The 12,500-nt window shown below is 40.9% G+C and carries 11 protein-coding genes, 1 tRNA gene, 2 rRNA genes, 1 other RNA gene and 1 other annotated feature (2 of these 16 cut by a window edge); of the genes, 11 read left to right on the forward strand and 4 right to left on the reverse strand.

Going from position 1 to position 12,500, the window contains the following annotated elements:
• Together MKX49_RS25840 and rrf are read left to right on the forward strand one after the other, a co-directional pair.
• A 23S ribosomal RNA gene (locus MKX49_RS25840) occupies nt 1-207 on the forward strand; it begins 2,726 nt to the left of the window's first position.
• Nucleotides 208-271: 64 nt separating this feature from the next.
• Nucleotides 272-387, forward strand: a 5S ribosomal RNA gene (gene rrf / locus MKX49_RS25845).
• Nucleotides 388-468: 81 nt separating this feature from the next.
• Here rrf and MKX49_RS25850 read toward each other — a convergent pair.
• Nucleotides 469-1,434, reverse strand: coding sequence for a YaaC family protein (locus tag MKX49_RS25850; protein WP_340878248.1), 966 nt, complete (start codon nt 1,432-1,434; stop codon nt 469-471).
• Between the two features lie 111 nt (nt 1,435-1,545).
• Here MKX49_RS25850 and guaB point away from each other — a divergent pair, with 111 nt between their 5' ends.
• The 4 genes from guaB (at nt 1,546) to MKX49_RS25870 (ending at nt 6,684) form a co-directional block, all read left to right on the forward strand.
• Nucleotides 1,546-3,009: an IMP dehydrogenase gene (gene guaB / locus MKX49_RS25855; protein ID WP_048688703.1), complete on the forward strand. Its 1,464-nt coding sequence runs from the start codon at nt 1,546-1,548 to the stop codon at nt 3,007-3,009.
• Nucleotides 3,010-3,507: 498 nt separating this feature from the next.
• The gene (locus tag MKX49_RS25860) at nt 3,508-4,824 is read left to right on the forward strand and encodes a D-alanyl-D-alanine carboxypeptidase family protein (protein WP_081088479.1); all 1,317 of its coding nucleotides are present in this window, start codon (nt 3,508-3,510) and stop codon (nt 4,822-4,824) included.
• Between the two features lie 69 nt (nt 4,825-4,893).
• Nucleotides 4,894-5,118: a binding site (T-box leader), on the forward strand.
• A gap of 63 nt (nt 5,119-5,181) precedes the next feature.
• Nucleotides 5,182-6,459: a serine--tRNA ligase gene (gene serS, locus MKX49_RS25865; protein WP_034316273.1), complete on the forward strand. Its 1,278-nt coding sequence runs from the start codon at nt 5,182-5,184 to the stop codon at nt 6,457-6,459.
• A gap of 132 nt (nt 6,460-6,591) precedes the next feature.
• Nucleotides 6,592-6,684: transfer RNA gene (locus tag MKX49_RS25870), tRNA-Ser, on the forward strand.
• A gap of 121 nt (nt 6,685-6,805) precedes the next feature.
• Here MKX49_RS25870 and MKX49_RS25875 read toward each other — a convergent pair.
• The 3 genes from MKX49_RS25875 to MKX49_RS25885 all read right to left on the reverse strand — a co-directional run bounded on the left by MKX49_RS25875 (nt 6,806) and on the right by MKX49_RS25885 (nt 8,840).
• The gene (locus MKX49_RS25875) at nt 6,806-7,477 is read right to left on the reverse strand and encodes a deoxynucleoside kinase (RefSeq protein ID WP_048688698.1); all 672 of its coding nucleotides are present in this window, start codon (nt 7,475-7,477) and stop codon (nt 6,806-6,808) included.
• The gene (locus MKX49_RS25880) at nt 7,455-8,114 is read right to left on the reverse strand and encodes a deoxynucleoside kinase (protein WP_323599701.1); all 660 of its coding nucleotides are present in this window, start codon (nt 8,112-8,114) and stop codon (nt 7,455-7,457) included. Before MKX49_RS25880 ends, MKX49_RS25875 begins: the two co-directional genes overlap by 23 nt.
• A 180-nt stretch (nt 8,115-8,294) precedes the next feature.
• Complete coding sequence (locus tag MKX49_RS25885; protein WP_063595539.1) at nt 8,295-8,840, reverse strand: isochorismatase family cysteine hydrolase; 546 nt, start codon at nt 8,838-8,840, stop codon at nt 8,295-8,297.
• Nucleotides 8,841-8,973: 133 nt separating this feature from the next.
• On the opposite strand from MKX49_RS25885, the gene tadA reads away from it, so the two are divergent.
• The 5 genes from tadA to recR form a co-directional block, all read left to right on the forward strand.
• Complete coding sequence (gene tadA / locus MKX49_RS25890) at nt 8,974-9,480, forward strand: tRNA adenosine(34) deaminase TadA (RefSeq protein WP_285856706.1); 507 nt, start codon at nt 8,974-8,976, stop codon at nt 9,478-9,480.
• Nucleotides 9,481-9,627: 147 nt separating this feature from the next.
• An RNA gene (gene ffs / locus MKX49_RS25895) (signal recognition particle sRNA large type) lies at nt 9,628-9,892 on the forward strand.
• Between the two features lie 183 nt (nt 9,893-10,075).
• Entirely contained in the window at nt 10,076-11,764 is a 1,689-nt protein-coding gene (gene dnaX / locus MKX49_RS25900; RefSeq protein WP_340878250.1) for a DNA polymerase III subunit gamma/tau, read from the forward strand.
• A 21-nt stretch (nt 11,765-11,785) separates the two neighbouring features.
• Nucleotides 11,786-12,103, forward strand: coding sequence for a YbaB/EbfC family nucleoid-associated protein (locus tag MKX49_RS25905; RefSeq protein WP_034316375.1), 318 nt, complete (start codon nt 11,786-11,788; stop codon nt 12,101-12,103).
• 60 nt (nt 12,104-12,163) lie between these two features.
• A protein-coding gene (gene recR, locus MKX49_RS25910; RefSeq protein WP_034316264.1) for a recombination mediator RecR crosses the window boundary here: on the forward strand, nt 12,164-12,500 show its 5' portion. Its footprint extends 260 nt past the window's final position; 337 of the gene's 597 nt are visible here — the first part of the coding sequence; it begins with the start codon at nt 12,164-12,166; its stop codon lies beyond the right edge, outside the window.

Genomic DNA, 12,500 nt, shown 5'->3' on the forward strand with positions numbered 1-12,500 from the left:
AGTTGTCTTGCCAAAGGCATAGCTGGGTAGCTACGTGCGGACGGGATAAGTGCTGAAAGCATCTAAGCATGAAGCCCCCCTCAAGATGAGATTTCCCATGGCGCAAGCTAGTAAGATCCCTGAAAGATGATCAGGTTGATAGGTCAGAGGTGGAAGCATGGTGACATGTGGAGCTGACTGATACTAATAGATCGAGGACTTAACCAACGCTTTTTAAAAAATGAAATACCTTCTTATTATCTAGTTTTGAAGGAACAACGTTCCTTTTATGTTTGGTGGCGATAGCGAAGAGGTCACACCCGTTCCCATTCCGAACACGGCAGTTAAGCTCTTCAGCGCCGATGGTAGTTGGGGGTTTCCCCCTGTGAGAGTAGGACGCCGCCAAGCCATTTAAAAAGATCAGCCATCCGGCTGGTCTTTTTTTGTCGTTTCAGGACAGATCTATTCACAAATAGGGTGTTGGAAGAATCAGATGTGGAACCTTTCCGACTTAATCCATTCAAATATTAAAAATGGCACCTTAGCTTGGCTTATTTTAAGGAATTGCACAATGCAAGGGTAATCGTCATTAGGCATGGTTTTCATCAGCTCTGCCCACCATTCTGTTTCATAACGAGCTATTATGCTAAGGTTATAAGAAATCAAATAATGAATCAAAAGTTCAGGTAATGAAAAAGCGGACGAATCTTTATTTAGAGATAGCATGAATTGCCCCTCTTCTAAATTATACCGTATTGGAGATGCGGCATTATGAATAGGAACATCCTCTGTTTTTAAATGCAGTGTTCCAGGAGCTTCCGAAATACTGTAAATTTGATTCGTTTTAGCTTTCAAAAATTCTTCCAATCGACTGCTGGACATTTGATAGCTATCCAATATGGATGAAGGCAATTGAAAACCATTGGAGGAGGGGAGCAGGGCGACGAAATTTTTCTTGGAAATGGGCCATGTAAAGTTTTGCATATCCGGGATTTCTTTCATAAGTGTACCCATGGAAAACTTTTCACCTTCCAGATGCTTGATATGAAATAATTTCTCGGCGATGCAGGTGAAAAGTCCATTTTTTTGCGTTTTCACTTCATCCTTCAGAAATTCATATTGCTGTTTTTTCTTTTTCCTCGTAGTTACCCCATGGGCAAGCATCGAAGTTGATTCCGGATAGTTAGGATCAATCGTGAGCAGACAAGCCTTTAATAATTGGGCGAATCCATAAAATGTCAGGATTGGTTGAATGGAAAGTGGTGCAATGGCTGCCTGATTATAATAAGTTTTAGCATGTTCAAGATGGTAAATAAATGGATAACAATTATCATAACTTTTGATTTCCGCTTCTGCTATTTTTTCTTGTGTGTAACATTTTTGTAAAAAAAGTTGAGAGGAAGATGCGGAAAAAAAAGGTGTATATTTATCGAAATTATCATTGTTTTCAGGCATTGCAGCTATCCTCCAAATTAATAGAATAATCAAACATTTATTTCTCTTCTTGACAGTAGTATGTCCTATTGATAACCTACAAATAATATTTTTAAGCAGGAGGGGAAAATAATGTGGGAAAATAAATTTGCAAAAGAAGGTTTAACCTTTGATGATGTCCTATTAATTCCAGCGAAATCAGAGGTTTTGCCGAAAGATGTCAACCTTCAAGTCAACTTAGCTGAAAACTTAAAGCTCAACCTTCCTATCATCAGTGCAGGAATGGATACCGTGACAGAAGCAGAGATGGCGATTGCCATGGCTCGTCAAGGCGGATTGGGTATCATTCATAAAAATATGTCCATTGAAGCACAAGCTGAACTGGTGGATAAAGTAAAACGTTCAGAAAGCGGTGTAATTACCGATCCATTTTTCTTGACGCCAGATCACCAGGTATTCGATGCAGAGCATTTAATGGGTAAATATCGCATTTCGGGTGTTCCTGTAGTCAACAATATTGAGGATCAAAAACTTGTGGGTATCATTACAAACCGTGATTTGCGATTTATTTCCGATTTTTCCTTGAAGATTTCCAGTGTCATGACTGTTGAGAATCTCGTCACAGCGCCAGTAGGAACTAACTTGGAACAAGCAGAGAAGATTCTTCAAAAGTACAAAATTGAAAAGCTTCCTCTTGTAGACGATAATGGAGTTCTTAAAGGACTTATTACGATCAAGGATATCGAGAAAGTCATTGAGTTTCCGAATTCGGCGAAAGATAAGCAAGGGAGATTGCTTGCTGGTGCTGCAGTCGGAGTGACTAAGGATACAATGAAGCGTGTTGAAATGCTTGTTAAGTCCCATGTCGATGCAATTGTACTTGATACTGCTCACGGTCATTCAGAAGGCGTCCTTGAAATGGTGAAGGAAATCCGCGCGACTTATCCTGAATTGACGATCATTGCCGGTAATGTGGCAACGGCTGAAGGGACGAAAGCATTGATTGAAGCGGGGGCCGATGTAGTGAAAGTGGGAATCGGACCAGGGTCAATCTGTACGACAAGGGTTGTAGCCGGTGTAGGTGTTCCACAAATCACGGCAGTCTTCGATTGTGCAACAGAAGCAAGAAAACATGGTAAAACGATTATCGCTGATGGCGGAATTAAATATTCAGGTGATATCGTTAAAGCGCTGGCTGCAGGCGGACATGCAGTAATGCTTGGTAGTATGCTTGCAGGTGTAACTGAAAGCCCTGGCGAAACGGAAATTTTCCAAGGTCGCCGTTTTAAAGTGTATCGGGGTATGGGATCTGTTGCTGCAATGGAAAAAGGATCTAAAGATCGTTACTTCCAGGAAGATAACAAGAAATTTGTTCCAGAAGGCATCGAAGGGCGCCTTCCATACAAAGGACCTTTATCAGATACCATTTTCCAACTGATTGGCGGCATTCGTTCAGGTATGGGATATTGCGGTACAGCCACATTGGAAGAGTTGAGAGAAAACTCTCAATTTGTCAAAATGACCGGTGCCGGATTAAGGGAGAGCCATCCTCATGATGTCCAAATTACTAAAGAAGCACCGAACTACTCAATGTAATGAATTTAACATATAATCGTCATTAAAATTTATTGTTAAAATAGACAGAGTCTGCGATTACTCTGTCTATTTTTTTTATTTTTTCTGTGATAAACTAGACAAGGTGTCAAGGGATTTACATAAAGTTTCTTCTTTGTTATAGAGATTAGCTTAAAAGTTGGAGGTATTGGAAATTGAAAAAAATCAGCAAGACCCTCATTTTCACTTTTGTTTTTGTTCTTGTTATGTCGCAATTTGCCTATCAACCGGGGGAAGCTGTTGCTTAAGGGAGAGCCATCCTCATGATGTCCAAATTACTAAAGAAGCACCGAACTACTCAATGTAATGAATTTAACATATAATCGTCATTAAAATTTATTGTTAAAATAGACAGAGTCTGCGATTACTCTGTCTATTTTTTTTATTTTTTCTGTGATAAACTAGACAAGGTGTCAAGGGATTTACATAAAGTTTCTTCTTTGTTATAGAGATTAGCTTAAAAGTTGGAGGTATTGGAAATTGAAAAAAATCAGCAAGACCCTCATTTTCACTTTTGTTTTTGTTCTTGTTATGTCGCAATTTGCCTATCAACCGGGGGAAGCTGTTGCTGAATCTGATAATTTAGGTTTAAAAGCAGAGGCAGCCATCATAATCGATGGTGAAACAGGACAAATCGTGTATGAAAAAAATGCCGATAAAGTATTAGGGATTGCATCCATGTCTAAAATGATGACCGAGTACATCATAATGGAGTCAATTGAAAATGGGAAAATCAGTTGGGATCAAAAAGTAAAAATAAATAAATATGTACATGACCTTTCAAAAGCACCCAATTTGTCGAATGTTGGGTTAACGGAAGGTGAAGATTATACAGTTAAGGAACTATATCAAGCTATGGCCGTCTATTCAGGAAATGCGGCAACAGTAGCTTTAGCACAGCTAGTTTCCGGAAGTGAAAAGAGCTTCGTTAAGTTAATGAATGAAAAAGCAAAGGAATTAGGCTTGAAAAATCATAAATTCGTTAACGCCAGCGGTTTGAATAACTCCGATTTATTAGGGCAATATCCTTCAGGTGATGAAGATGATGAAAATATCATGACAGCAAAAGATACTGCACTTCTTGCTTATCGTTTAATAAATGATTATCCGGAAGTTTTAAAAATCGCCAGCATTCCTAAATTGAAGTTCCGTGATGGAAAAGAATATCCGAACTTCAACTGGATGCTGCCTGGCCTGATTTTTGAATATAAAGGCGTAGATGGACTAAAGACGGGATCTACCGACTTTGCTGGTTATGGCCATACAGGGACGGTTATCCAGGACGGTCAGCGCTATATCACGGTGGTCATGAAGTCCACTAATAAAAACGAACGTTTTGCAGATAGCACTAAGCTTATGAACTATGCTTATGCAACATTTAAAAAGGAAAAAGTCCTTCCAGCCAACTACCAGGTGAAAGGGAAAGAAACACTTTCAGTAGTGAAAGGCAAGGAAAAAGACGTTAAGATCCAATCTGAAAAAGCAATCGAGCTACTTGTTGAAAATGGTGGGAAAGACAACTATAAAACAGATTTAGTGATCGATAAAAACAAATTGAATGAAGATGGTAAGCTGACTGCACCAATCAAAAAAGGTGAAAAGCTAGGCTACATCACAGTCACTCCTAAAAAAGGAGAAGATTACGGGTACATCAACGGAGATCCAGTTAAGGTTAACGTCGTAGCTGCTGAATCTGTTGAAAAGGCAAACTGGTTCGTATTATCAATGCGGGCGGTTGGCGGATTCTTTGGAGATGTTTGGAGCAGTGTAGCTTCCACTGTTAAAGGCTGGTTTTAAGTTTCGTGTATAAAACGGTTGCGTAATGTATAAAATTATAGTACATTATGGAAAACAATCTGATTATATAAGAAAGCAATGACAGGAAATAGTAACAAGTATTTCTTTCTATAGAGAGCCGGTGGCTGGTGGAAATCGGTGTGAGAGTTTTGTGAATCCCTCCTGGAGCAGAGTATGGAAAGCCTTTTGGGTCAGTAAATACTTTCGGTTAAAAGCCGTTATCGTGATAAGTGGTAGGCGTTTTTCATAGGCCTTCAACTAGGGTGGCAACGCGGGTTAACTCTCGTCCCTTCTTCAGGGGACGGGAGTTTTTTGCGTTCTTTGATAAATCATCAAATACATTAAGGAGGAACTGAAATGTTGGATTTGAAATATGTAAGGAATAATTTTGAAGAAGTGAAGCGTGTATTGCAATTTAGAGGGGAAGATTTAACTGATTTAGGCAAATTCGAGGAACTGGATGTAAAGCGCCGGACCTTGATTGCTGAAACGGAAAAGTTGAAAAGCCAAAGAAATGAAGTTTCACAGCAAGTGGCCATATTGAAACGGGAGAAAAAAGATGCAGATCAGTTGATTGCGGAAATGCGTGAAGTCGGTGACCGTATAAAAGGTTTCGATGATGAGCTTCGTGAAGTGGAAGCACAATTAGAAACATTACTTCTTTCCATTCCTAATATACCGCATGAAAGCGTGCCTGTTGGTGAGACGGAAGACGATAATGTCGAAATCCGTAAATGGGGGGAGTTACCTGAATTCAAGTTTGAACCGAAACCACACTGGGATGTAGCTGGAGATCTAGGCATCCTGGATTTTGAACGGGCAGCAAAAGTGACTGGAAGCCGATTTGTATTTTATCGGGGCCTTGGTGCTCGATTAGAGCGTGCACTAATTAGCTTTATGTTAGACCTTCATGTTGAGGAACACGGATATGAAGAAATGCTGCCACCATATATGGTGAACCGTGCAAGCATGACCGGGACAGGTCAATTGCCAAAATTCGAAGAGGATGCTTTCCGTATTGAAAGTGATGATTACTTCTTGATTCCTACAGCTGAAGTGCCGGTGACAAATTTCCATCGTGATGAAATCATGAGCACGGACGATCTGCCGATAAGCTATGCGGCATACAGTGCTTCATTCCGTTCAGAGGCAGGATCTGCGGGTCGTGATACGCGCGGGCTAATTCGTCAGCACCAGTTCAATAAAGTTGAACTAGTGAAGTTCGTGAAGCCGGAAGATTCATATGCAGAGTTGGAAAACCTCACAGGTCATGCCGAAAAGGTCCTCCAATTGCTGGGTCTTCCATACCGAGTGCTAAGCATGTGTACGGGAGATCTTGGTTTCACAGCTGCTAAAAAGTATGATATCGAGGTTTGGATCCCGAGCTATGGAACGTACCGCGAAATTTCTTCTTGCAGTAACTTTGAAGCATTCCAGGCTAGACGGGCCAATATTCGCTTCAGGCGTGATGCAAAAGGCAAACCGGAACACGTCCATACCCTAAATGGATCAGGCTTGGCAATCGGCCGTACAGTCGCTGCCCTTTTGGAGAATTACCAGCAGGAAGATGGCAGTGTTATCATTCCTGAAGTATTACGTCCATATATGCGCGGTGCGGAAGTCATTAAACCGTAAGTCAAAGGGAATCAGCTTCTGGTTAAAGAGGCTGATTCCCCTTTTTATCAAAGTTTGAAAATTATTTTAAAAAAACTTTATAGAGGGCTTGACTTTGATTTTGATTCCATGTAATATAATAAATGTTGATACGGAGGTATACCCAAGTCCGGCTGAAGGGATCGGTCTTGAAAACCGACAGGGGAGTCAAATCCCGCGGGGGTTCGAATCCCTCTACCTCCTCCATAACTTATTAATAACCACAGCGCATAAATTGGATATCGATGAATTCCGTTACAGTTATGTAACGGAATTTTTGTTTTCTAATATATTAAAAAACCACCGGATAACCGGTGGTTTTTCTGTTTTACACATTTCGCAACAACTTGGTTTGCTCCATATATTCGGCAATCCGTTTTATAAGAGGTTCGATACTTGCTTCATCCTGCATAAGATCATATTCGTTTATATTTAATCGAAGGACAGGGCAGGCGTTGAATTGATCGATCCATTCTTCGTAACGGCCGTGCATTTCCTGCCAATATTCAATTGGGGTATGCTGTTCCATTGGACGGCCGCGCTCTTGGATCCGGTTGAGGATATCATCGAGCGAACCTTCGAGATAGATAAGTAAATCAGGGTGCGGGAAGTATGGCGTCATTACCATGGCATTGAAAAGGCTTGTATACGTTTCGTAGTCCACCTCATTCATCGTGCCTTTTTCATAATGCATTTTTGCAAATATCCCGGTGTCTTCATAAATGGAACGGTCTTGGATAAAACCGCCGCCGTATTCAAAGATTTTTTTTTGCTCTTTAAATCGTTCAGCGAGGAAATAGATTTGCAGGTGGAAACTCCAACGATTAAAATCATCGTAAAATTTATCCAGGTAGGGGTTCGTATCAACCTTCTCAAATGATGTCCTGAATTGAAGGGCATCGGCTAACGCATTGGTCATGGTCGATTTTCCTACGCCAACCGTCCCTGCTATCGTAATGACGGCGTTGTTTGGAATATTATATTTCTTTCGTAAGTTCATTTGACTTTACTCCTTTGTGCAGGGCATTCTCTATTTGGCTTATTATCGTTTTCAAATCATCCTTGTTCCCGACAAAATCCAGCTCATCTCCGTTGAATGTAAGAACAGGGATGTCAGGGTGCTGTTTCTCGAATGTTTCCATGAATGTTCGATAATCCGCGGATAACTGCTCTAAATAAATGGAGGATATATTTTCTTCGATTTCACGACCTCTTTTACCGATTCGGGAGAGAAGAGTATCAAGGCTTGCGTTTAAATAAATCACCATATTAGGTTTAGGCATATCCCGTGTTAAAATATTGAATATCTCAAGGTACTTATTGTATTGTTCGTTCTTTAACGTTCTTTCAGCAAATATCAAGTTCTTGAATATATGATAATCAGCCACTACGGCTTGGTCATTAGTAAGATACTTTTTTTCGATATCATCCAATTGTTTATAACGGTTACATAGAAAAAACATTTCTGTTTGAAAGCTCCACTCATCAATATCTTTATAGAATTTCCCAAGAAATGGATTTTCATCGACAATTTCCCTTAATAATGAAATTTGAAAATGATCTGCGATAACTTTTGCAAGTGATGTTTTTCCCACGCCGATTGGACCTTCGACAGTGATAAATGGGGTGGATTTCATCCAATCTGTCCTCCTTCATGAGGTATCAAGCTAAAATTCCCGGTCATAGGATTTTCGCCAAGAGATATTGTATCACAGACTTGGGACTTTAGTGACATTTTTGTCAGGTTGATAAAGAAAGAGAATGAAAGAGTGTTAATTGGGGAGGTATGTAGATTAATGCCTTGTTCGATTGAATGCTTACATGTCTTCACCTTGTTTTATGGATGCCTTGAGAACATGGTTCATCATTTTTAATGCGTAATGATTATCTTCCTTTGATGCAGAAGCTATGCAATCCTTCGGAATCCATAATTTATATTCCCGCATATAGGCATCATTGGCCGTGAATAGCACGCAGATGTTGCCAGCTATGCCAGTAATGATCAGGGTATCCACGTTTAATCGTTTAAGCAGTGTATTGAGTGCCGTCCCATAAAATGCGGAATGCTTCGGCTTGATGAGAAAAAACTCGTCCTGTTGAGGTTTTATTCTTTCGATTAATGAGGCATTACCTTCATTTTTACATGTATCAATGATTTTATCGAAGTCAGCCTGCCATAAATCATAATGATCATTGATATAGATGATTGGAAAACCTTTTTCTTTCATTTGCTTCTTTAATTTCAAGATCGGATCGACGATAAGTTTCGTATGTGCAAGGAGCATATTCCCGTATTTGAAGTCAAAGTCATTGATCATATCAATGATAAGCAATGCAAAAGAAGGCGATTCAGGTCGATTCATGGTATATCCTCCTGTATTGTGAGAATTTACTTGCAGCACATATGTCGAATGCGTTACTATTCACAAGTAGTATGACCTTTATTTTGTCTTATATTTGTCTGTTTACTCCTATTTAATATGAGGGGGTTTTTTTTTGAAGGATGATGTTCATTACATGAATTTAGCCTTAGAGGAAGCAAAAAAGGCGCGGCAATTGAATGAAGTGCCGATTGGCGCTTTAATCGTAATAGATGATCAAGTTATTTCGACGGGGCATAACCTGAGGGAAACGGAACAGAATGCGACGGCACACGCGGAGCTCCTTGCAATCAATGAGGCTTGCCGTGCTACTGGCAGTTGGCGTCTTGAAGATGCGACATTATATGTAACGCTGGAACCTTGCCCGATGTGTGCCGGTGCCATCTTGCAATCAAGGGTGAAAAGGGTCGTTTTTGGAGCGCATGATCCAAAGGCTGGCTGTGCAGGCACATTCATGGATTTACTTCGAGATGAACGATTTAACCATCAATGTGATGTAACCAGCGGTGTATTGGGGAAAGAGTGCGGCTGGATATTGACTTCTTTTTTTAAAGAGCTAAGGGATAGAAAGAAAACGTTGAAAAGAGAGCAGGCACTCAAGATTGCCGAAGAAAATAAATAAGTGAAAAACGAATGTTGAAGATGAGTCTTTGCTTCATTTGGTAAATTTGGAATTGAACTGTCCAAGAACAACACTTGCGTTTTTTTTGTTACCTTAGTATAATGAATTATGCGTCGACATGACGCTATGAAATTGGTATTACTTTTGCCGTGCTAGACGGGGAGGTAGCGGTGCCCTGTACTCGCAATCCGCTCTAGCGAGGTTGAATCCCTTCTCGAGGTTAGCATTCTGTAGGGCCTGCCTTAAGTAAGTGGTGTTGACGCCCGGGTCCTGCGCAATGGGACTCCATGAACCATGTCAGGTCCGGAAGGAAGCAGCATTAAGTGGAAGTTCTCATGTGCCGCAGGGTTGCCTGGGCCGAGCTAACTGCTTAAGTAACGCTTATGGTTGCTAATCGACAGAAGGTGCACGGCAGTTATTTTACATAAACAAAAAACTCATTCGTATCGGGTGGGTTTTTTTTTATGCCAAGAAGGTAAAGTGCTTGGTGTTTTTGAAAAAAATGAGGCAATGATGAAATTTCATTTTAGACTTTGATATTAAGGAAATCAGTAATGTATAATAAACAAGATGGAGAAAAGAAGGAGGGATTTCCGTGGGGTATCAAGCATTATACCGGGTATGGCGGCCGCAACAATTCATTGATGTAGTCGGGCAGGAACATGTGACGAAAACGTTGCAGAATGCTTTGGTCGGGCAAAAGGTTTCACATGCCTATTTATTTTCCGGTCCACGTGGAACAGGGAAAACAAGTGCTGCCAAAATTTTAGCAAAAGCAGTGAATTGTGAGCATGCCCCGACAAGTGAGCCCTGTAACGAATGTGCTACCTGCCGCGGAATCACCGATGGCTCCATATCAGATGTTATAGAAATTGATGCAGCATCCAATAATGGTGTCGAGGAAATCCGTGACATTCGTGATAAGGTCAAATATGCACCTAACGCGGTTACATATAAAGTTTACATCATTGATGAGGTACATATGCTTTCACAAGGGGCGTTCAATGCGCTTTTAAAGACATTGGAAGAACCTCCGAAGCATGTGATTTTCATATTGGCGACGACTGAGCCCCATAAGATTCCACTAACGATCATTTCCCGTTGCCAAAGGTTTGATTTTAAACGGATCCAGCCTCAAGATATAGTTGGCCGGATGTCACAAATCATTGCAGAAACTGGTGTTTCTTGTGATGAACAAGCCCTGCATATCATTGCGAGGGCAGCCGAAGGCGGGATGCGGGATGCACTAAGCCTTCTTGATCAAGCGATATCCTTCAGTTCGGAGACAGTTTCAGTGGAAGATGCATTGACTGTCACCGGATCTGTTTCGCAAGCGTTTTTAAGCCGGCTGGCAAAAGCTATATATGATAAAGAAGTAGCGGTGGCACTTGAAGTCCTTGAAGAATTGCTGGCCATGGGAAAAGACCCGGCTAGGTTCATAGAAGACATGATTTATTACTTTCGTGACATGCTGTTGTTTCAAACGGCACCGGCACTGGCAGAATCCTTCGAGCGTGTTTTGATAGATCCCCAATTCAAGGAATTGGCAGAAGTGATTTCTTCTGAATCGATTTACTCCATAATTGAAAGCTTCAATCAAACACAGCAGGATATGAAATGGACAAATCATCCAAGGATTTTCCTTGAGGTGGCACTTGTGAAGTTATGTAATGAGCAAAGGCCAAATCAAATGGATAACGTGCAGCTTCAACAGCTGCAGCAGAAAATAGAAGATTTAGAGAAGAAATTACTCGAAATGCAGAAAAACGGCATTCCGGCAGCCATGGCAGAAAAACCTGCAGAGCAGGCTAAGGCGCAAAGGGCCGTTAAAAAGTCATATAAAGCACCTGCCGGAAAAATCAATCAAGTTTTGAAACAAGCTACAAAGCCAGGTCTTAATGCTGTGAAAAGTAAGTGGGGGGAAGTGCTTGAACAGTTAGGTCAGCAAAACCAAAAGTCATTGGCAGCTTTATTAACGGAGGCGGAACCTGTTGCTGCGTCAACTGAAGCTTTTGTGGTAAAATTCAAATATGATATTCATTGTCAAATGGCAATGGAAAATAACCGTTTCGTGGAAGTGATAGCCTCGATCATGCAGCAATTGACCGGACACCGAATGGAGATAGCTGGAGTTCCGGAAAGCCAGTGGCAAAGGTTGCGGGAGGACTTCATCTCAACACAGCAGTTCGACGGTCCAGAAGAAACGGAATCAAAAGAAGAAGACCCCTTTATAGCAGAGGCTAGAAAATTAGTCGGCGATGATTTACTTGAAATTAAAGAATAATTGGAGGTAAGGAAAATGGGTATGCGCGGCGGTAATATGCAGAACATGATGAAACAAATGCAAAAGATGCAAAAGAAGATGGCAGAGGCACAAGAAGAATTAGGTGAAAAAAGGGTTGAAGGAACTGCCGGCGGCGGAATGGTAACGGTCATCGTGACTGGACATAAAGAAATAGTCGATGTAGTCATCAAACCGGAAGTTGTCGATCCGGATGATATCGATATGCTTCAGGATTTAGTGTTGGCTGCCACTAACGATGCTTTGAAAAAGGCGGAAGAACTGACAAACCAAACGATGGGACAATTCACTAAGGGAATGAACCTTCCGGGTATGTTTTAAGCAAGTTCAAAAGAAACTTCCTTTCAGGGGGTTTCTTTTGAAATTTTTAGGAGGAATTCGATGCATTATCCAGAACCAATTTCCAAGCTCATTGACAGTTTTATGAAATTGCCGGGGATTGGTCCTAAAACGGCTGCTCGATTAGCCTTTCATGTATTAAGCATGAAGGAAGATACTGTTTTGGATTTTGCAAAAGCACTTGTTAATGCTAAGCGGAATCTTATGTATTGCTCAGTCTGTGGTCATATTACAGATCAAGATCCCTGCTATATTTGCGAAGATCAAAAGAGGGACAGAAGTTTGATCTGTGTGGTTCAGGACCCGAAAGATGTTATAGCTATGGAAAAGATGAGAGAGTTCAATGGTTTATACCATGTACTGCATGGCAGTATTTCCC

The sequence above is a fragment of the Peribacillus sp. FSL M8-0224 genome (assembly GCF_038003055.1).
In the GTDB taxonomy this organism is placed as follows: domain Bacteria; phylum Bacillota; class Bacilli; order Bacillales; family DSM-1321; genus Peribacillus; species Peribacillus frigoritolerans.